Source organism: Enterobacter cloacae complex sp. ECL72, assembly GCF_019056635.1.
Lineage (GTDB): Bacteria > Pseudomonadota > Gammaproteobacteria > Enterobacterales > Enterobacteriaceae > Enterobacter > Enterobacter hormaechei_C.
Window position 1 is genome coordinate 3,357,358 of sequence record NZ_CP077659.1, and the last position, 20,202, is coordinate 3,377,559.

Here is a 20,202-nt window from a genome sequence, read left to right on the forward strand (position 1 = left end):
ATGGCAGGCTGGCATACACGCGCCATTATTTACCAGATTGATACCGCCCTGTTTTACGATCTTAACGGCGATGGCTGTGGCGACATCGCCGGAATCACCGCGAAGCTGCGCTACATCCGCCGGATGGGCGCGACGGTTATCTGGATCACCCCGTTTTACCTCACGCCTTTTCTCGATGAAGGTTATGACGTGATCGACCATTTGCAGGTCGATCCCCGCTTCGGCAAGCTCAACGATATCATCGCCTTTATTGAACAGGCGCGGGAGCTGGGGATGCAGGTCATTATTGAGCTGCTGATCCAGCATACCTCGGATGCGCATCCCTGGTTTCAACAGGCCCGCCGCAACCCCCAGTCACCCTACCGTGACTATTACCTGTGGTCCGACACGGACGACGACGATACGCCACCGATGTTCCCCGGCGTGGAGAAGAGCATCTGGACATGGGACGACGAGGCGGGGCAATACTACCGGCATATGTTTTATCACCACGAGCCGGATCTCAATCTGGCCTCCCCTGCGGTGCTAAAGGAGATTGAGAACATCATCATCTTCTGGCTAAAGCTCGGGGTGTCGGGCTTTCGCCTGGATGCGGCATCGCACCTGACAAAACAGGCCGGACGTGGGGATGAAAAACGCGGCCTGTGGATCCTGGAGCATCTGCGCCGTCTTATCGGGCAGCGTAACCCGGACGCGATCCTGCTCGGCGAAGTCGACGTGGAGGTCGAGGCCTACAAAGATTATTTTGGTCAGAACGACCGGCTCAACCTGGTGCTGAATTTCTGGCTCAATAAGTACTTTTACGTCAGCCTGGCAGAGAAGAGCGCACGACCGCTGCGCAACGCGGTGAAGAAGATGATTGTGCCGCCGGACTCCTGCTGCTTCGCCAACTGGCTGCGCAATCATGATGAGCTGGATCTGGAAGGGATAGGAAAAAAAGCGAAGCAGACCGTCATCGATACCTTTGCCCCTGACGAAGAGATGAGTGTGTATCAGCGAGGTATCCGCCGCCGTCTGGCGCCGATGCTTAATGGCGATCGAAAGCGGCTGGCCTTTTGCCATGCGGTCTTGTTTTCGCTACCGGGCGTACCGGTCATGCGCTACGGGGATGAGATTGGCATGGGGGATGATTTGGATCTTGAGGAGCGTTACGCCGTACGCACCCCGATGCAGTGGGCCGGATCGCAAGGCGGCGGTTTCTCAGATGCCGACCCGGAAACTTTTGTCGCCCCGATGATTGACCACGGCCCGTACCGCTATCAAAAAATCAACGTGGCGGATTCGCTGTTGCACCGCAACTCACTCCTGCACTGCATTATCGATATCGCCAATACGCGCTCGGAGTTCCCTGAGATCGGCGTCGCGCCGTTTCGTCTTATTAATATCGACAGCGATGCGGTACTGGGGATCTATTACGAAACCGACACGCGCAGCATTCTGACCTTCGTTAACTTCAGCGATAAGCCCGTTAATTTTACCGCCAGAGGGATCCGGCATGCGACCTGGACCGCCTGCCTGGCGGACAAACGCTACGACGACGCGCTGGTGTGCGGCAAAACCGTCGCGCTTAACCTCAGCGGCTATGGCTACCGCTGGTTCTGGACCGATCGTACCGCACTGCGCTGATTATCGTCTCCGCGAGAGCAGCAGACGGGCCACGATCGCGCCCGTGACGGCAAGGGAGCCGAGCAGCACTTTCCCCGGCATGCCGGAGGTGACGCTGATAGCGCGCTCTTTTGCTTCGTCGGTGAAGTGCCCGTGGATTTTATGCAGGTCGTTGACCGGCTGATCCAGATAGTCCTGACGGTCATCCGCATTTAACGTATCGGTCATCTGCCCTTCCCAGGCCTTTTTAACCATCAGCCGATCCAGAAAGCCGGGGAAAAGAAATTGCCCGACAATCGACTGGACGGTGCTGCTGCCCACCCACAGTTCCCGCACCGGTTTCTGCGCCACCTTAAAAATAGCGCTGGCAGCTACTTCCGGCTGAAAAACGGGAGGAACCGGGCGCATCGCCCAGGCAAATTTATTCCTCGCCCACTCGAACTGCGGCGTATTGAGGCCTGGCATCTGTACCATTGCGATCTGCACCCGGCTGTTTTCATGCATCAGTTCGGTGCGCACGGCATCGGTAAATCCGCGGATCGCGGCTTTCGCCCCGCAGTAGGCTGACTGCAAGGGAATGGAACGGTAGGCCAGCGCGGAGCCAACCTGAATAATCGTTCCGCGATCGCGTGGGGTCATTAACTCCAGCGCGGCGCGGGTGCCGTTAACATAGCCCAGATAGGTCACCTCGGTGACGCGGCGAAACTCCTCCGGGGACATGGTGCGAAACGGCGCCAGCATCCCGCCCATAGCGTTATTCACCCAGACATCGATGGCCCCAAGCCGGTATTCAATCTCGTTAGCAGCATCGGTCACCGCCTTGCTGTCGGCCACGTCGGCCTGAACGGCACGGGCGTTGATCCCAAAACGGCGCAACTCCTCTTCTGTGGAGCGCAGGCTCTGCTCGTCGCGGGCAATGATGCCCACATCGTAGCCCGCTTTGGCAAAGTGCAGCGCCGTGGCTTTCCCCACGCCCGCCGTACCGCCGGTAATAACGATCACAGCCATAGCCTTTCCCCTTGTTTCAGACGTTATCCCAGCCGGAGAGGATTTCGATCAGTTCAGACAGGGAATAACGCACCGCTTTATCCACCACATCCTGACATTCACCGGAAAACAGCACGGTGCGGGTTTCCGTCTTTCCGCGAATATTCCAGCCGAAGCAGACCGTACCGGCTGCGGTGCCATCGTCTCCGCCTTCCGGTCCCGCATAGCCGCTGATGGCAAGGCCGATATCCGCCTCGGCAATTTCGCGAATTTTAGCGGCCATCTCGGTCACCGTTTGTTCACTGACGGCGGTGAAGCGCTCAATGGTTTCGTGCCGCACGCCGAGGATCCTCTCCTTCGCCGCATCGCTGAACACCACCATGCCAACGTCATAAAATTCCGCCGTGTTCTCTTCGGCACAAAGCGCAACCGCGAGATTGCCGCCGGTACAGGACTCTGCGGTGGTTAACCGCAAACCTCTGTCCGTAAGCTGAGTGGCGAGCTTTTTCGTCAGCTCGCTGATGGTGCTGTTGCTGTCGTGAATAAGGTTGCTCATCGCGTTGCCCCTTAATTTTCGTCAGGAATAATAGAAATATGACCATTACGCTCAAGAATAGCGTATTTAATCTCCTTCAATTCTGTAATACCGTGATTCTGGCGGGCTGATACCAATATGTCATCACAGGATACATCGACCTTTTTCAGTTTATCGGCAAGGGGAACACCGTTCTCCACCAATATCACCGGCGTGCCATCAAGAATATTCTCAACAGTGGAAAAATATTTTTTCAGTAGGCCAAAAATAATATCCACAACCACCAGCGTCGTTATTGTAATCATTGCTCCGGTGACGGAGAAATCTTCGCCAAGCAGCGCCTGTTGTGTCGCCTCGCTGATAATTAAGAGCAAAATAAGGTCAAAACTGGTCATTTGTAGCAGAGCGCGTCGCCCGGCAACTTTAAACACAATGACCAGAAACAGGTAAATTGCCAGGGCACGAAAAACCATGTCCATATTCGACTCCTAGGGGTAAATAAACTGCCAGAAATGGATATCTGGCTCGTTGTTTACGCGGATACTGTTTGTCCACTTCCCTGCTTTTGACGGCGTGATGAATAACAAAACGGTAAATTTATCGGTCTGTTGTAAACGATCGTAGACGAGAAACAGGGTATTCCCCCGGCTGTACATGCTGTCCGGCTGTGGCCAGACGCTGCCGGGCTCATATGCGTCGCTGCTTTCGCTGGTCATGCTGAGGGTATATTTCCCCTCAGACGTCACCGGAAACGTCAGTGCCATCCGCGATTCGGTCTGGCGGCGACCGAAGCGCTCATAGCTCAGGGTCAGGGATTTTGCTTCGTTTGTTTTCTCCACGTCGCTGACCGCGCCGCTGGAAAACAGGCCGGCTATCGCGGCCACGATAATAGCTAACAGCACAATAAAACCCACCTGGCGAAATGCATACTCAAACGTCAGTAAACGGCTACTCTCTTTTATCCCAGGCACTTTTTCATTTTTTGGTTCCATGGCTGTGGTCACCGTTTCGCTTAATTGCCGAAATTTATGATTTTCCTGTGCAAATGCTTTTAAGACTTATCACATTTGCCACATAAAGGAATAGCAACAATACTTAATAAGTCAAGACATCCAAAATGAAGGATATCAGATGAAATTATCAGTGATTTCAGCCTTGTTAATATTAATTATCCCTACTGCATGGGCAGATAATAACGGCGGGTTACAAAAGGGTGACGCGCCGCCACCGCCGCATGCGCTGGACAGCGGTTATCGTGGTACCGATGATGCGCGCATTATGACCATTACTCAGGCCAAAGAGATGCATGATGGTGCCTCTATTTCATTGCGCGGCAATCTTATTGATGGCAATGGCGATAAATACGTTTTCCAGGATAAAACCGGGAAAATCGACGTTATTATCCCGAAAGCCGTATTTGACGACAGAACCGTGGAACCTGACAACATGATCAGTATTAGCGGCTCGCTCGATAAAAAATCATCCCCACCCGTAGTGCGGGTCAGCCACTTGCAAAAATAATTCAGCGAAGCGTTAACGCTGTAACTATCCATCAAATCTCACCCCTAACAAGGAGTTAGCTATGAGTGATAATGAACAACGTACGAACGCTTACCCAACGCCACCTTTCCCGGAGCAGCCTCAGACGCCACCGGGCCTGGCCTCAGAGATGGAACCCGTACCCGACCACGGCGAGAAGAGCTACAAGGGGCATGGTCGTCTTGCCGGTAAGAAGGCGCTAATTACCGGGGGCGATTCCGGCATAGGACGCGCGGTAGCCATTGCCTATGCCCGCGAAGGGGCAGATGTCGCGATTAACTATTTGCCGGAAGAGGAAGAAGACGCAGCGGAAGTCATCGCCCTGATTAAAGCGGAAGGACGGAATGCCGTCGCGCTTCAGGGCGATGTGCGGGACGAAACTTTTTGTCAGAGCCTTGTGGAGCAGGCCGTCTCAAAACTGGGCGGGCTGGATATCCTGGTGAATAACGCAGGCCGCCAGCAGTACCGTGAGTCGCTGGAAGAACTGACCACGGAAGATTTTGACGCGACCTTTAAGACCAACGTCTATGCGCCTTTCTGGATCACAAAGGCGGCGTTGCGCCACATGAAAGCCCCCGCCTCCATCATTAACACCTCATCTGTACAGGCGGTGAAACCGAGCGCCGTACTGCTTGACTATGCGCAGACCAAAGCCTGTCTGGCGGTGTTCACCAAAGCGCTGGCGAAACAGCTGGGACCGAAGGGGATCCGCGTGAACGCGGTAGCGCCGGGACCTTACTGGACCGTGCTTCAGCCCAGCGGTGGGCAGCCACAGGAAAAAGTGAAACATTTTGGCGAGAGTACCCCTCTGGGACGCCCGGGACAGCCCGTGGAGATCGCACCGCTGTATGTCACCCTGGCCTCGGATGAGTGTTCATACACCTCCGGGCAGGTGTGGTGTTCAGACGGCGGGGATGGCGTCATCTAGCGCTCAAGGCGCGCAGAGTGTAGGCCGGGTAAGGCGAAGCTGCCACCCGGCAAATTGTTGCAGGCGAAAGCTAAAGGGCTGCGAAAGCAGCCTTTTTTACGTTTAAGGGGTGACGACAGGAAACCAGAAGCTGAAGCTCTCCATGCAGCGCAGCATTTCGTTTACCTTCGCGGCATTGCCGACGATCGTCACCTCTCCTGCCTGTTGCGCCTTTTTCAACGTGGTCTCTTTGAGGATGATTTTATTCAGCGTTTCGCGGCTGAGCGTGATGGTTGCATCCGGATCTTCTGCCTGAGCGTTGGCGCTATGGTTCAGCACGCCATTCTCCAGCTCCAGCTTGTACCTGCCGCCCTCGCGACCCAGATCAACGTTAAAAATCCCTCTGGCATTCGCAGCTCTGACGCCGTTAAGGTGAACGCCGAAGTAGTCAAAAATCATCTCAGTCGACATGGCACGAACCGCATCCGGGCTGGCGGTATTGGGCGTCGGCATCCTCTTCACCCCGTTACGCAACTCCTGCGCACCGGTGAGGTAGGCGTTACGCCAGGGTCCTGACTCGGCCTGGTATCCCAGCTGTTCAACCGCGTCCGCTTCCAGTTCGCGCGCCGCCTTATTATTTGGATCGGCAAAAACGACTTTACTCACTACCTGCGCCACCCAGCGGTAATTTCCCCGGGCATAATCAACCCGGGCTTTTTCAAGGATCGCGCGGGCTCCGCCCATGTAATCGACATATTTTTTCGCTGCCTCGACCGGAGGCAGTTCATTGAGCGTCGCCGGATTTCCGTCGAACCAGCCAAGATAGTAGACATAGGTGGCTTTGACATTGTTACTTACCGAGCCGTAATAGCCACGGCCTGCCCAGGATTTTGCCAGCCCGTAAGGCAGGGCGAAATTAGCGGCTATCTCATCCCTCGTCAGCCCTTTATTCGCCAGCCTCAGCGTCTGGTCGTTGATATAGCGGTAGATATCACGCTGGCTTTTCATCAGCTTCACCACTTTCTTATTACCCCATGTGGGCCAGTGGTGCTGCGCGATAATAATTTCCGCTTTATCCCCCCAACGATCGAGGGCGTTATTGATGTATTTTGACCATGCCAGCGGATCGTGTATTTTCGCCCCGCGCAGCGAGTAAGTATTGTGCAGGGTGTGAGTGACGTTCTCTGCTGCTTCAATCAGCTTTTTCTCTTCCACATACCAGAGCATTTCAGACGGCGCTTCCGACCCCGGCGCCAGCATAAAATCATAGGTGAGACCGTCGATGATCTCTTTCTGCCCGTCTTCGGTAATGGCGTGAGTGGGCGCGATAAGCGTGACCGTCCCGGCTGAGGTGGTCGTCCCCAGACCCGCCCCTACCTGACCTTTTACATTGGCATTTAACAGGTTTCCGTAGATATAACTGGCACGGCGGCTCATGGCATTTCCGGCCATGATATTTTCCGATACCGCCTCTTCCATAAAACCTGCTGGAGCATAGACTTTCACTTTGCCGGTTATCACTCCCGCTTCATCGACTACGCCACGCACGCCGCCATAATGATCGACATGACTATGGGTATAAATAACGGCAACAACCGGGCGTTTGCCACGATGTTGAACGTAAAGATCCATGCCCGCTTTGGCCGTTTCCGCAGACACCAGCGGATCGATAACCGTGATCCCCTCTTTGCCCTCTATAATCGTCATATTCGACAGATCGAGGTTACGGATCTGGTAGACGCCTTCCGTGACCTCAAACAGACCGCCAATATTATTCAGCTGCGCCTGACGCCACAGGCTCGGGTTGACGGTATCCGGCGCTTTTTGCCCTTCTTTGATAAAAGCGTATTTCTGGGGGTTCCAGATAACGGCGCCTTTTTCGCCTTTAATCACCGCGGGTGGCAGCGGGGCAATAAAGCCTTTGTGCGCATTTCGGAAATCGGTCTTATCAAAGAAGGGCAGTTGACCATAAAGTGCATCATTCATCTCTTTCGTATGGACAGTGGCTCCCTTCCCTTCCTTTTGTGCCAGGACAGGCAATGAGGTCAACGACACTAATAGCAGACCAGCAACGGCTATCGCACTAACGAGAGTTTTAAATTTCATACTTCCTCGAGGAGTTATATTCACGCTGGTGGTACATGGGGGGAAAGGAGGCTATCACCAGGCTTATCTTTAACCTATGGAAATAACGTTTATAAATAAATTAGTTTATTCTTTCGTCACTGCGTCCTTAAGGGATAATGCTGAGTCCAGTTATTTCCCCGGAGTGATTCGATGAAGAGCCTGCCGTTCTTTTTCGCTGTATTAACCCTCAGCACATTAACAGCCTGTAGTTCTCCCCAACCAGACAATGTTGAAAAAATTAATCATCTGCAAATTCCACTGGTGTTGCCGGGGGAAAAACCGCCGCAGGCACAGATATCGCATATCGCGTCTCTTTATCAGGAAAATAAACAGCAGATCGAGACCTTAACGCGCAGCGTAAAATCACAGTATCTACAGGACACCACCGCAAAAGAAATTTTTGTTGCGGACAGTGACATTCAACGCGTCTATGCCTCGCTGACCAAACTGGAACAGTTAGATATGGTTAATCAGCAATACCTGAAAGATAATAATGTCACGGGCCTGCAAAATATTCATATCATTCTTGAACCGTTATTCACCAGCTGAAAATAAAAAACCCGGCAACATAAGCAGCCGGGTTTTTATTAATGGGCATATCACGGGCATCAGTCGTACTGACCAAAGCGATAGCTAAGCCCTGCGGTGACGGAACTCAGGTCGCTGCTCACGCCGATCTGGTTAACATTGCCCACGTTGCTTACCCACTGATATTCCAGGCGGCCCGCCCAGTTTTTATTGAAAGCGTATTCAGTACCCACGGCTGCAAGCGGGCGCACACCGGTTTCAAAACGATTGTGACCACTTACATCGGATTCAGCGCGATAGCCCATTGCGCCGGCACGGCCGTAAATATCCCAGTCACTGGTCAGGGCATAACTGGCCTTCAGAGACATTTGCAGGCCCTGCGTCTTCATTTGCGCCCCGGCGCCATGCTGACCTTTAATCTGCATGTTACCTAAATAATCATAACCACCTTCTACCGCAAGCCATGGGGTAATCTGATAACCCGTATAAACACCCCCGCCGACATTATCATGGTTAAAATCGAAGTGATCGGAATACGTGTTCTCAAACGCTTTTGAACCCATATTGGTATCAAAATAGTGAGACCAGCCGAATTTAGCCCCGCTATACCAGGTGCCCGCATCAGCGGCGGCGAACGCGGAAGTGGCGGTAAATGCATTAGCCATAATCAATGCGATAACTGTCTTTTTCATAAATATACCGTTTACTTGATAATGTTAAATCTGAGAAAGCAAACGATATAGAAAATTAACGGTAGCGTTAATTGCATTTCTGTTTAATTTTAAACTTCCGCTAGAATGACTCGGGTAAATGTCTGACCTCAAGCAGATATCCACCGCGCTTAAAGGCGATATATTCCCCCTGCTTAAGGGCAGATAATACATTGAGTATACTGCTGCGAGAGAGCAGCGTACGATCCTGGATATATTCCAGAATCGTGGTACGCAAACGCGTCTCTTCCGGGAGCAAAATCATTTCCTGAAGGTGGTTACGAATAACGGAATAGGTACGCTGCTGGAGTACCTGGGCATCACGGAATATTAAATAGGCCGTATGGTATGAGAGCAGCGCGGCGACATCCTCCCAGACGCCCTCGGCACGAAACAACTCAGCCGCCTTGTCCGCATCGAGACGTAAAATAGTCGACTCTCTTTCAGCACGGAGAAGGTGCCCCTGCGTAGGCTGGATCATCTCTGCAATACCAAACAAATGCGGCTCGTAAACGGTCACTACCACCAGTCCATCCGAAGCCCGCAGCAGGGACAGCTCTCCTTCCAGAAAGAGGTACATCTGCTGTTTCCCCTTCCGTAACCAGGTGAGTCGCTTACGCGGAACAACGTGCACTTTCTCCGCTATCGGCTCAAGGATGGCGGTCAGTCTTTCGATGGATTTTTCGGGTCGAACAGGCGGTAAAATATGCATGGTACAACCTTCTGACATTCAATATCTGCCATTATAGACCATATATTTTAAGCGGTTAGCCGATCAAAACTGATAGCTGTAGTTGACGCTGGCAAACCAAAGATAAGGATGATCGTAACTTCCGGCAAACGCCGTCGGGGATTTCACATGCGACGACTGCATATGAAGATACGACACGGCAATACCAATATTGCTGGCCGGGGTGATCTGATACTGGGCTCCCGTGCCAAATCGCCACTCATCCCCGGTGGGTAAAGTTAAGGCCACATCACTCTGACTCTCATACGGAGAGCTGTCGAACGCCACACCGGTATTCAGTCGCCACTGAGGTGTTGGACGATACTGCACGCCCACCGCGCCGTGCCATGTATCCTTCAGGCGGCTGACGTTGTTCAGTTGCCGATCCCCAACGACGATTTGCGGAGCACCGAACTGGCTCCAGTCCTGCCAGCCGAGATCGCCCATAACCGACCACCGAGGGTTAATATCATGCACAAGACTGAGCATGATTTGCTGCGGCGCGCTGATTTGTGCCGACACCGGGAGGTCGTAGGCACCATTCTGTACTCGAGCTTTGCCGTTAACAGAGTAGCGATAGTTCGTCTCGCTGTTCCATGTAATACCGGCTCGCGTCTGGTCGGTCAGTTGCATGAGTAGCCCAAGCCGATAGCTCATGGCCCAGTCCTCATCATGCTGCCGATAGTCATTATCATTAACGTTGCGGGTCAGCGAGAAATAACCGTAATTAACGTTGGCGGACGCCCCTATTGAGAGTCGGTCGTTGAGCTTGTATGCCAGTGACGGACTGAGCGTCATTGCAACCAGGGTACTCTTTTTAATCAGCCTGTCGCCCGCCCAGCTACCGTAATCGATCCCCAGACCGTAATTACCGTAAAGCCCGATCCCGGCATAAAGATCATCGTTTATCTTCTGGCTATAAAAGGCGCTGGCATTCGGGATGGTTTTCATCACGTCGCCGGGGCTTTGATGGGCATGGTTATCCAGCTGGTTGTCGATGGAGCCATCCATAACCTGTAACCCGCCAGTGACCATATGATCCGGCAGGCGCGTCATGCCAGCAGGGTTGGTCATGATTGTCGAGGCATCCTGCGCACGAGCCGCCTGCCCTGCTCCGGCAAGCGCGGTATCTTCGGTGCCGGCTTCATAAAAATAGAGGGCGCTGGCATGGGCACTGGAGGCGGCAAATAAGCCCGCGCACAGGAGGAGTCGTGTTTTCATCTGCGATCCGGGAAATAAAAAATTTGCCGACAGATATAACAGGGGCGCCTGATGACGTAAAAAGGAAGAGGGTTTAATTTTAAATTATGCGCGGTTCAGCCCCTCTTAATATCTCTGACAATTCAGCGACGTCCGGAATAAGGCACCGCTACGTCCTGCACCTGTAATACGCTCAGGTACAGGACGATAAAATCCAGGAATTTTGTTCAGGTTTATCCGGCCTTACTTATAATGCTCCAGATTGGTTTCCGGGCCCGTTCTGGCAATTTCCTGAGCTTTGCCGAAACTTTCAATCAGGCACTTATATTCCGGACAGACATGCTCTGCCAGGATCTCAGCAAAGCGAGAACCTTCCGCGCGGTTCCAGGTTCTCATTAATTCAGCGACAATGGCAAACGTATCGGTAGGGATCGCCCCCGCCTGAGCCACGCGCGCGATGGTGGTATCGGTCGCGATTTTGGACCAGTTCCCCGAGGCATCCACAACACAGTAAACCTTATACCCCTCCTGGACAGCGCTAACCGCAGGGAACGCCATGCAGACGCTGGTGAGCGTGCCGGCAATAATCAGGGTCTTTCTGCCCGTCTTTTCCACTTCCTTCACAAACGCCGGATTATCCCAGGTATTAATCTGCCCGGTGCGTGGAACATACACGGCATGGGGTGCATATTTGTGAATTTCCGGGATGAGCGGGCCATTGGGACCGTCAGGAACAGAGGCCGTGGTGATCACCGGGATATTTAAAAGCGTGGCAACTTTGGCTATCGCTGTCACATAATTACGAAGGTCTGGTACAGGCACATCACGTACCGTGTTAAATAAGCCACTCTGATGGTCGATGAGTAAAATTACAGCGTCATCAGTATCAATCATACCGTTTGTAGCAGCCATATTTCTTTCCTCATGATTTCTTTTACATTGCCGTCAACTCTCCCGGCTCCGCGATTTTACATGCACATGGTCAGGGTATAATGCATTGATAAATCCTAATGAATAGTAGTCCGATCCGGTCTGAATACCGCATCATTTCAGGACAATTTCTGGCACGGTACGCTGAGCCATCGACGCTGACGGAAAGCCCTCGTGAGGAGAAAAGATCTTTACAATGCCGTTATGCGGCCATTCGTATTCGTTCGGCTGAAGGCAAGCGTTACTCACTACTGGGATCGCCCTTATCCTCCCGCATGGATTCGATAAACTCCCGTTGCTCCTCTGTGAGTTCAAGCTCATCCAGCAAGCGATCTAACTCTTCTTCAGGTGATTCCTTTTGGTTCTTTCTCTTCCCGGTAGCCATACTCACCCTTGAGTTATTAGGATTAATCTCAGGGTATCCAGGGTACAGGAAATGTGCAACTTAGCGTGTTATGCCGACAACCGATCATAACAATGAACGAAAGGGGGAAGCAGGTACGCCAGTACAGGAAAGACTGATAGGGGTATTCCTGTTCCGGCGATGAAAGATAGCCAATTGAAAGCCTTGCCAGATTACATACGGGCTTTGCAATAATCGAGAGGGTGCAATGCCTACCTTCCCTTTAGTTTAACTTAACTCAAATTTAATCACATTTAAATTAATGATTTTGTTAGATTTAATCGTTTATTGCCCTCTCACATATAGGTACACTTTCTCTATGGTTTTTTTTATAACAGCATGAGGAAAAAGTGAAAATGGCTATTCCAGCTTACCTATGGCTTAACGCAAAGCCGCGCAGGAACAACGGATCCGGCTTTTGGTGATTGGTTTGGCTCAACGCCTTACGGTGATGATCCTAACGACCAGTACTGGATAAGAGCGGGTATCGACTATGCAAAACGCACAGGTTTTTAAGAAGCGGTATCTACTTCTGATCCTGTTGGCTGTTGTCGCCTATGGGATATACAACTTGCTGCACTTTTCACCACTTGAGCAAGTGATTATTAAGAAGGCGAAAGTTAACAATCTGGCTAATCTTTACATCACAGAAGCGAGTGCAGGAGCCACCACAGGCTTTTCCTACCGTTTCTATCTCTATGATGTAACCAAAGATGATAAAGCGTTTATGGCGAGTCTGGAGAACGATCACCAGCCTTTCATGATCACCACGGACAAAGATGCATTGAAGAAGGTCGAGAATAATGCGATCTACCTTTCCGTGAAGGGAACCATTTACACCTTTCACAGCCCTGCGGATTATCTGGCAGGTGGCTCGATCTACTCCGTCCCTGTCTATTTAACCGCATCACCATACTAAAAACATAGCCAGCTGCCACGCTGGCTCTTTCTCTTCTGGTTTTAGACAACAGAAACCATTAAGCCCCTTAGAGGTTAGAAGACAAGCGTAGCACAGCGATTTCATAAGACTGTCAGAGGGTTACCTGCATTTCGTGTGCAGGGAGGACGTCAATGCTCTACAGGACATAACGCCTAAACAAGTTAGTCAGCGCTACTGAGCAACCTACTGAAATAAAGAGAGTTTTTGAACGGTTCTTCTTGGGGAAATTCTGGAGCGGGCGAAGGGAATCGAACCCTCGTATAGAGCTTGGGAAGCTCTCGTTCTACCATTGAACTACGCCCGCTTTGAGGTGCGTAAGGCATTATAGACCTTACGCCTCTTCATACAAGCCTTTCCCCCACTAAGTGGCGATTAAATAATCACTTAGCACTTCGGCTTACTGCCCTGCGCCGGAAGATAACGCTGCGGATCGATGGCCGTGGCCTTATAGCGGATCTGGAAGTGCAGCTTAACCGTATCCGTCCCGGTACTGCCCATGGTCGCAATCTTCTGCCCCGCCTTCACGTTCTGGCCGTTATTGACCAGCATCGTGTCGTTATGCGCATACGCCGTAATGTAGTCCTCACCATGCTTAATCATGATCAGGTTACCGTATCCACGAAGCTGGTTACCGACATAGACCACCTTCCCGGCCCCTGAAGCGTAAACCGGTGTGCCGCGTGCGGCAGCGATATCAATACCTTTATTGCCACCTTCCGAGAGCGAGTACGGCGCAACCACTTTTCCGCTTGCAGGCCAGATCCAGCAGCGCTGACCGACCGGCGGCCAGGATGATTTAGGCACCTGATAGGATGGCGTGACTTTGGCTGTTTTACGCGTTGAGGACTTTTTCCCTGAGGAGGAACCGCCGTTAACCTTGAGCTTCTGCCCTACCTCAATAGTATACGGTGGAGAGATATTATTCAGGCGCGCCAGCTCCTTCACGCTGGTTCCCGTGGCGCGTGAGATGCGGTAGAGCGTGTCCCCGCGCTTAACGGTATAGACTGCACCGGAATAACTGCCCATATCCGAAGATTTACTCCCCGAGCATCCTGCTACAAGTAGCGTCAGCGTCAGGCAGAAAACGGCAATGATCGGGTTTCTCGTCAGGCTTCCTGCAAACAAAACAGCTCCTCGGTCAGCGTGAATGGCGCACTATGATAGCAGCCCAAACTGATGCGGGTCATGCCCTTTTCCGCTCTGTGGGCCAAACCGTTCGCATAAGAATGCAGTATAATAATTCCGCTGATGGTGCTGAACCATTAAGCATTTTGGCACTGGAGCATCAATGAGTATTCAAGAACACGTTATTTTGGTAAATGACCAGGGAAAAGTGATTGGCACTCAGGAGAAGTACGCCGCGCACACGTCACACACCCCGCTACACCTGGCCTTCTCTTCATGGCTGTTTAACGCTAATGGAGAATGTCTGATCACCCGGCGCGCATTAAGTAAAAAAGCCTGGCCCGGCGTATGGACCAACTCCGTTTGCGGTCATCCACAGGCCGACGAAGCGACAGAGCAGGCGATTATCCGCCGCTGTCGCTTTGAAGTCGGCGCCGAAATCACAGACATCACCCCCATTGCCCCGGAGTTCCGCTACCGTGAAGCCGACCCGTCAGGGATCGTTGAAAACGAAATCTGCCCGGTCTATGCCGCCCGCGTAACGAATACCCTCGCAATCAATGACGATGAAGTGATGGAGTATCAGTGGGTGAAGCTGGACGCGCTATTCCGCGCGCTGGACGCCACACCGTGGGCATTTAGCCCGTGGATGGTGCAGGAAGCGAACACCGCGCGTGAAAAACTCAGCGCCTTCGCGGCGCAATAAAAAAGCCCCGGCGATAAACGCACGGGGCTTTTTTTACGTCTTAACGGCTTATTTCACCGGACGCATCGCCGGGAACAGGATCACGTCGCGGATGGTGTGGCTGTTGGTGAACAGCATCACCATACGGTCGATACCAATACCCAGGCCAGCCGTCGGCGGCAGGCCGTGCTCCAGCGCGGTCACGTAGTCTTCGTCGAAGAACATCGCTTCGTCGTCGCCTGCCGCTTTCGCGTTAACCTGATCCTGGAAGCGCTGCGCCTGATCTTCTGCATCGTTCAGCTCGCTAAAGCCGTTACCGATTTCGCGGCCACCGATGAAGAATTCGAAGCGATCGGTGATTTCCGGGTTCTCGTCATTACGACGCGCCAGGGGAGACACCTCCGCCGGGTATTCGGTGATGAAGGTCGGCTGAATCAGGTGCGCTTCGGCCACTTCTTCGAAGATTTCGGTCACGATACGACCCAGGCCCCAGCTCTTCTCAACCTTGATACCGATGCTTTCAGCGATCGCTTTCGCAGAGTCGAAGTTATCCAGATCCGCCATGTTGGTTTCCGGACGGTATTTCTTGATCGCTTCGCGCATGGTCAGTTTTTCGAACGGCTTGCCGAAGTCGAACACCTCTTCACCGTAAGGCACCTGGGTGGTGCCCAGAATGTCCTGCGCCAGGGTGCGGAACAGGGATTCGGTCAGCTCGATCAGATCTTTGTAATCCGCATACGCCATATAGAGTTCCATCATGGTGAACTCTGGGTTATGACGTACGGAGATACCTTCGTTACGGAAGTTACGGTTGATCTCAAACACGCGGTCGAAACCGCCGACCACCAGACGCTTCAGGTACAGTTCCGGCGCGATACGCAGGTACATGTCCAGGTCCAGGGCGTTGTGATGGGTGATGAACGGACGGGCAGAGGCACCGCCTGGGATCACCTGCATCATCGGGGTTTCTACTTCCATAAAGTCGCGGTTAACCATGAACTGGCGAATACCGGCCATGATCTGGGAGCGAATTTTGAAGGTCTTACGGGATTCATCGTTAGAGATGAGATCCAGGTAACGCTGACGATAGCGCGCTTCCTGATCCTGCAAACCGTGGAACTTGTCCGGCAGCGGGCGCAGGGCTTTGGTCAGCAGACGCAGTTCGGTGCAGTGGATAGACAGTTCACCGGTCTTGGTTTTGAACAGTTTACCTTTAGCGCCCAGGATATCGCCGAGGTCCCACTTTTTGAACTGCTCGTTGTAGATGCCTTCCGGCAGGTCGTCACGAGAGACGTACAGCTGAATGCGGCCGCCAACGTCCTGTAAGGTCACGAAGGACGCTTTACCCATGATACGACGGGTCATCATGCGGCCCGCCACGGACACTTCAACGTTCAGCGCTTCCAGCTCTTCGTTCTCTTTACCGTCGAAGTCTGCGTGCAGTTGGTCTGAGGTGTGGTCACGACGAAAATCGTTCGGGAACGGCACGCCCTGCTCGCGCAGCGCTGCCAGCTTCTCGCGGCGGGTTTTCAGTTCGTTGTTAAGATCGACTACCGCGTCAGCGCCCTGTGCTTGTTGTTCAGACATGTTGGTTCCTCATAACCCTGCTTTCAAACTTGCTTCGATAAATTGGTCCAGGCTGCCGTCCAGCACCGCCTGCGTGTTGCGGGTTTCAACCCCGGTACGCAGGTCTTTGATGCGGGAGTCATCAAGGACGTAAGAACGGATCTGGCTGCCCCAGCCGATATCGGACTTGTTGTCTTCCATCGCCTGCTTCTCAGCATTTTTCTTCTGCATCTCCAGCTCATAAAGCTTCGCTTTCATCTGCTTCATGGCCTGGTCTTTGTTCTTATGCTGGGAACGGTCGTTCTGGCACTGTGTTACCAGCCCGGTTGGAATGTGGGTAATACGCACCGCAGATTCCGTACGGTTAACGTGCTGACCACCCGCGCCGGATGCGCGGTAAACGTCGATACGCAGGTCCGCCGGGTTGATGTCGATATCGATATCTTCATCCACTTCCGGGTAGACAAACGCGGAGCTGAAGGAGGTGTGACGACGGCCGCCGGAATCGAACGGGCTCTTACGCACCAGGCGGTGAACGCCGGTCTCGGTACGCAGCCAGCCGTAAGCGTAATCGCCAATAATCTTGATGGTGACGGATTTGATACCCGCCACTTCACCTTCGGACTCTTCGATAATCTCGGTTTTGAAACCGCGCGCTTCCGCCCAGCGCAGGTACATGCGCATCAGCATGCTCGCCCAGTCCTGCGCTTCGGTACCGCCAGAACCTGCCTGAATATCGAGATAGCAGTCAGCGCTATCGTATTCGCCGGAGAACATGCGACGGAATTCCAGCTGCGCCAGCTTCTCTTCCAGCACGTCGAGCTCTGCCACGGCTTCGTTAAAGGTTTCTTCGTCGTCGGCTTCGACAGCCAGCTCCAGCAGCCCAGAAACATCTTCCAGACCCTGCGCCATTTGATCCAGCGTATCTACGATGGCTTCGAGGGAGGAACGCTCTTTACCCAGCGCCTGAGCGCGCTCAGGTTCGTTCCAGACGTCCGGCTGTTCCAGCTCGGCGTTTACTTCTTCGAGACGCTCTTTCTTGGCATCGTAGTCAAAGATACCCCCTAAGAACGTCAGAGCGCTCCGTGAGGTCCTGAATGCGGTTTTTTACCGGATTAATTTCAAACATGGTCTGTTTTCTTTTATGAGCTTGTCAAAATGCGGTGATAAGAGCGGGATTGTACCGAATCCACGCCCTTTTTTATAGAGATTACTGACGCTAAATTGGCCAGATATTGTCGATGATGATCTGAAGGGAGCGGTTACCGCGGAACTCGTTAATATCCAGCTTATAGGCCAGCTCAACCTCGCGCACGCCGTTGTCCGGCCAGATGGAGGTATCAACGTTAAAGGCGATGCCATCGAGCAGCGGTCCGCCGCCGACCGGTTCCACCATCACTTTGAGATGGCGTTCGCCCACGATGCGCTGTTGCAGCAAACGAAAACGTCCGTCGAAAAGCGGTTCCGGGAACATCTGCCCCCACGGGCCGGCATCGCGCAGCATCTGCGCCACCTCCATGGTCATTTCAGCCGGTGAAAGCTCACCGTCAGAAACCACTTCACCCTGCAACAGAGCCGGATCGATCCACTCGGTGACCAGTTCGCCAAACAGACGCTGGAATTCGTCGAACTTCGCCTCTTCCAGCGACAGGCCTGCCGCCATCGCGTGACCGCCGAACTTAATCATCAGGTTCGGATGCAGCGTATCCAGACGCTCCAGCGCATCGCGCATATGCAGACCCTGAATGGAACGACCGGAGCCTTTCAGCGTGCCGTCCCCGGCGGGGGCGAACGCAATCACCGGGCGGTGGAAACGCTCTTTAATGCGCGACGCCAGAATGCCCACCACGCCCTGGTGCCATTCAGGGTGATACATCGCCAGCCCGCCCGGCAGGGTATCGCCGCTGCGCTCCAGCTTTTCGCACAGGGTCAGCGCTTCGGCCTGCATCCCCTGCTCAATCTCTTTACGGGTCTGGTTGAGTGCGTCCAGCTCACTGGCCAGCACGCGCGCTTCGCCGATGTTGTCGCACAGCAGCAGCGCGACGCCAACCGACATATCATCCAGCCGCCCCGCCGCGTTCAGGCGCGGGCCGAGGGCAAAGCCTAAATCGCTTGCCGCAAGCTTCAGCGGATCGCGGTTGGCAATTTCCAGCAGCGCCTTAATTCCCGGACGGCATTTACCTGCCCGAATGCGGCTTAAGCCCTGCCAGGTGAGAATACGGTTATTGGTATCGAGCGGCACCACGTCCGCCACGGTTCCCAGCGCCACCAGATCGAGATACTCCGCGAGGTTCGGCACGGCAATTCCGCGCGATTCGAACCAGCCCTTATCTCGCAGCAACGTGCGTAACGCCAGCATCAGATAAAACGCCACCCCTACTCCGGCCAGCGATTTCGACGGGAAATCGCAGTCGCGCAGGTTCGGGTTAATGATGGCTTCGGCGGCAGGCAGAGTTTCGCCTGGCAGGTGGTGATCGGTGACCAGTACGGGGATCCCCAACGCATGGGCATGATCGACCCCCGCATGAGAGGAGATCCCGTTATCCACGGTCATGATCATCTGTGCGCCACGGGCGTGGGCTTGATCGACCACTTCCGGGCTGAGGCCGTAGCCGTCTTCAAACCGGTTCGGCACCAGGTAAGTCACGTTCTCGCAGCCCAGCGCACGCAGGCTGAGCACGCTCAGCGCGGTACTGGTTGCGCCGTCGGCATCGAAATCGCCCACCACGACAATCCGCGTGCCTTCCCGGAACGCGTCGTAGAGCATTTCAGTCGCTTTTTCGATGCCACTCAGCGCTTGCCAGGGCAGCATGCCTTTGACGCTGCGCTCAAGATCGCTTGCCGTACGCACGCCACGGCTGGCGTACAGCCGCTTTAACAGCAGCGGAAGCGTGTCTGGTAAATCCGCGGTTTCACCCGCATCGCGGCGGCGCAGTTTTATCGGGGCTTTCACGCGAATTATTTACCACCCATCTGTTTCTGGTGCTCGTCGAGGAACGCTTTCATCTCTTTTGGACCCTGGTAGCCCGGTACCACGTAGCCGTTACTCAGCACAATGGCTGGCGTACCGCTCACGCCAAACTGTACGCCCAGCGCGTAGTGGTTAGCGATGTCGATATCGCAGGACGCGGGCTTCACGCCTTTGCCGTTCATCGCGTCATCAAAGGCCTTGTTGCGGTCTTTCGCACACCAGATCGCTTTCATATCCTGCTCAGGCTGGCTCTGCACGCCGGCGCGTGGGAAAGCCAGGTAACGCACGGTAATGCCCAGCGCGTTGTAGTCTTTCATCTCTTCATGCAGCTTGTGGCAGTAGCCGCAGGTGATGTCGGTGAAGACGGTAATAACGTGCTTTTCCTGCGCCGCTTTGTAGACAATCATCTCTTTTTCGAGCGCGTTCAGGTTTTTCATCAGCAGCTGGTTAGTGACGTTCACCGGCTGCGCGCCACTCACGTCGTACATAGGCCCCTGAATGATGTGCTTGCCGTCTTCGGTCACGTACAGCACGCCGCTGTTGGTCAGCACCGTTTTCATGCCAGCCACCGGCGCTGGCTGGATCTCGCTGCTGGCGACGCCGAGTTTCGTCAGAGACTGTTTAATGGCGGCATCGTCCGCATGGGCAATACCGGAAATCGAAGCTGCCAGCAGGGTGAGCAGCGCTAAAGACTTTTTCATATTTGTTCCTGTA

At 53.6% G+C, this 20,202-nt stretch carries 21 protein-coding genes and 1 tRNA gene; 6 read left to right on the forward strand and 16 right to left on the reverse strand.

Annotated elements, in window-relative coordinates; genetic code table 11:
• Positions 1–1,626, forward strand: a complete 1,626-nt coding sequence (locus KTH07_RS16205; RefSeq protein WP_032619093.1) for an alpha-amylase family protein — start codon at positions 1–3, stop codon at positions 1,624–1,626.
• On the opposite strand, the gene KTH07_RS16210 is transcribed toward KTH07_RS16205, so the two are convergent.
• The 4 genes from KTH07_RS16210 to KTH07_RS16225 are packed head-to-tail and all read right to left on the reverse strand — an operon-like array spanning position 1,627 to position 4,119.
• Complete coding sequence (locus tag KTH07_RS16210; protein WP_015571781.1) at positions 1,627–2,613, reverse strand: SDR family oxidoreductase; 987 nt, start codon at positions 2,611–2,613, stop codon at positions 1,627–1,629.
• 16 nt (positions 2,614–2,629) lie between these two features.
• Positions 2,630–3,148 carry a 2-oxo-tetronate isomerase gene (locus tag KTH07_RS16215; protein ID WP_017382875.1) on the reverse strand — a complete coding sequence of 173 codons (519 nt, stop codon included), beginning with the start codon at positions 3,146–3,148 and terminating at the stop codon, positions 2,630–2,632.
• A gap of 11 nt (positions 3,149–3,159) precedes the next feature.
• Positions 3,160–3,606 (reverse strand): DUF421 domain-containing protein, encoded by a 447-nt coding sequence (locus KTH07_RS16220; RefSeq protein WP_006811854.1) that lies wholly within the window; start codon positions 3,604–3,606, stop codon positions 3,160–3,162.
• Positions 3,607–3,615: 9 nt separating this feature from the next.
• Positions 3,616–4,119, reverse strand: a complete 504-nt coding sequence (locus KTH07_RS16225) for a hypothetical protein (protein ID WP_015571782.1) — start codon at positions 4,117–4,119, stop codon at positions 3,616–3,618.
• Positions 4,120–4,258: 139 nt separating this feature from the next.
• Here KTH07_RS16225 and KTH07_RS16230 point away from each other — a divergent pair, with 139 nt between their 5' ends.
• Together KTH07_RS16230 and KTH07_RS16235 are read left to right on the forward strand one after the other, a co-directional pair.
• Complete coding sequence (locus tag KTH07_RS16230) at positions 4,259–4,648, forward strand: YdeI family stress tolerance OB fold protein (protein WP_003862868.1); 390 nt, start codon at positions 4,259–4,261, stop codon at positions 4,646–4,648.
• Positions 4,649–4,709: 61 nt separating this feature from the next.
• Positions 4,710–5,594 carry an SDR family oxidoreductase gene (locus KTH07_RS16235; protein ID WP_063162083.1) on the forward strand — a complete coding sequence of 295 codons (885 nt, stop codon included), beginning with the start codon at positions 4,710–4,712 and terminating at the stop codon, positions 5,592–5,594.
• A 102-nt stretch (positions 5,595–5,696) separates the two neighbouring features.
• Here the strand turns inward: KTH07_RS16235 and KTH07_RS16240 are convergent, their stop codons facing one another.
• On the reverse strand, positions 5,697–7,679 hold the full coding sequence (locus tag KTH07_RS16240; RefSeq protein ID WP_032619089.1) for an alkyl/aryl-sulfatase: 1,983 nt from the start codon (positions 7,677–7,679) through the stop codon (positions 5,697–5,699).
• 171 nt (positions 7,680–7,850) lie between these two features.
• On the opposite strand from KTH07_RS16240, the gene KTH07_RS16245 reads away from it, so the two are divergent.
• Complete coding sequence (locus tag KTH07_RS16245) at positions 7,851–8,249, forward strand: hypothetical protein (protein ID WP_032619087.1); 399 nt, start codon at positions 7,851–7,853, stop codon at positions 8,247–8,249.
• A 59-nt stretch (positions 8,250–8,308) separates the two neighbouring features.
• Here the strand turns inward: KTH07_RS16245 and KTH07_RS16250 are convergent, their stop codons facing one another.
• From KTH07_RS16250 to KTH07_RS16270, 5 genes are all read right to left on the reverse strand, one after another.
• Positions 8,309–8,920, reverse strand: a complete 612-nt coding sequence (locus tag KTH07_RS16250) for an outer membrane beta-barrel protein (RefSeq protein ID WP_032619086.1) — start codon at positions 8,918–8,920, stop codon at positions 8,309–8,311.
• Positions 8,921–9,020: 100 nt separating this feature from the next.
• Positions 9,021–9,650 carry a winged helix-turn-helix transcriptional regulator gene (locus KTH07_RS16255; protein ID WP_015571785.1) on the reverse strand — a complete coding sequence of 210 codons (630 nt, stop codon included), beginning with the start codon at positions 9,648–9,650 and terminating at the stop codon, positions 9,021–9,023.
• A gap of 63 nt (positions 9,651–9,713) precedes the next feature.
• Positions 9,714–10,889 carry an OmpP1/FadL family transporter gene (locus tag KTH07_RS16260; RefSeq protein WP_017382880.1) on the reverse strand — a complete coding sequence of 392 codons (1,176 nt, stop codon included), beginning with the start codon at positions 10,887–10,889 and terminating at the stop codon, positions 9,714–9,716.
• A 222-nt stretch (positions 10,890–11,111) separates the two neighbouring features.
• Positions 11,112–11,780 (reverse strand): isochorismatase family protein, encoded by a 669-nt coding sequence (locus tag KTH07_RS16265; RefSeq protein ID WP_023295377.1) that lies wholly within the window; start codon positions 11,778–11,780, stop codon positions 11,112–11,114.
• Between the two features lie 259 nt (positions 11,781–12,039).
• Positions 12,040–12,183, reverse strand: a complete 144-nt coding sequence (locus KTH07_RS16270; RefSeq protein ID WP_015571788.1) for a hypothetical protein — start codon at positions 12,181–12,183, stop codon at positions 12,040–12,042.
• A gap of 511 nt (positions 12,184–12,694) precedes the next feature.
• Between KTH07_RS16270 and KTH07_RS16275 the strand changes: the two genes are divergently transcribed.
• Positions 12,695–13,120 (forward strand): hypothetical protein, encoded by a 426-nt coding sequence (locus KTH07_RS16275; protein WP_017382883.1) that lies wholly within the window; start codon positions 12,695–12,697, stop codon positions 13,118–13,120.
• Positions 13,121–13,371: 251 nt separating this feature from the next.
• On the opposite strand, the gene KTH07_RS16280 is transcribed toward KTH07_RS16275, so the two are convergent.
• Positions 13,372–13,445, reverse strand: a tRNA-Gly gene (locus KTH07_RS16280).
• Positions 13,446–13,525: 80 nt separating this feature from the next.
• On the reverse strand, positions 13,526–14,266 hold the full coding sequence (gene actS, locus KTH07_RS16285; protein ID WP_022651807.1) for an amidase activator ActS: 741 nt from the start codon (positions 14,264–14,266) through the stop codon (positions 13,526–13,528).
• A 163-nt stretch (positions 14,267–14,429) separates the two neighbouring features.
• On the opposite strand from actS, the gene idi reads away from it, so the two are divergent.
• Positions 14,430–14,972 (forward strand): isopentenyl-diphosphate Delta-isomerase, encoded by a 543-nt coding sequence (gene idi / locus KTH07_RS16290; protein WP_032619083.1) that lies wholly within the window; start codon positions 14,430–14,432, stop codon positions 14,970–14,972.
• A gap of 48 nt (positions 14,973–15,020) precedes the next feature.
• Here the strand turns inward: idi and lysS are convergent, their stop codons facing one another.
• The 4 genes from lysS to dsbC all read right to left on the reverse strand — a co-directional run bounded on the left by lysS (position 15,021) and on the right by dsbC (position 20,189).
• Positions 15,021–16,538 (reverse strand): lysine--tRNA ligase, encoded by a 1,518-nt coding sequence (gene lysS / locus KTH07_RS16295; RefSeq protein WP_003863452.1) that lies wholly within the window; start codon positions 16,536–16,538, stop codon positions 15,021–15,023.
• 9 nt (positions 16,539–16,547) lie between these two features.
• A protein-coding gene (prfB, locus tag KTH07_RS16300) for a peptide chain release factor 2 (protein ID WP_096147815.1) occupies positions 16,548–17,646 on the reverse strand; the annotation gives its coding sequence in 2 pieces (ribosomal slippage) (positions 16,548–17,570 and positions 17,572–17,646; 1,098 coding nt in all).
• Positions 17,647–17,736: 90 nt separating this feature from the next.
• Positions 17,737–19,470 carry a single-stranded-DNA-specific exonuclease RecJ gene (recJ, locus tag KTH07_RS16305; RefSeq protein WP_023304383.1) on the reverse strand — a complete coding sequence of 578 codons (1,734 nt, stop codon included), beginning with the start codon at positions 19,468–19,470 and terminating at the stop codon, positions 17,737–17,739.
• Positions 19,471–19,475: 5 nt separating this feature from the next.
• The gene (gene dsbC, locus KTH07_RS16310; RefSeq protein WP_023295380.1) at positions 19,476–20,189 is read right to left on the reverse strand and encodes a bifunctional protein-disulfide isomerase/oxidoreductase DsbC; all 714 of its coding nucleotides are present in this window, start codon (positions 20,187–20,189) and stop codon (positions 19,476–19,478) included.
• Positions 20,190–20,202 lie beyond the last annotated feature (13 nt).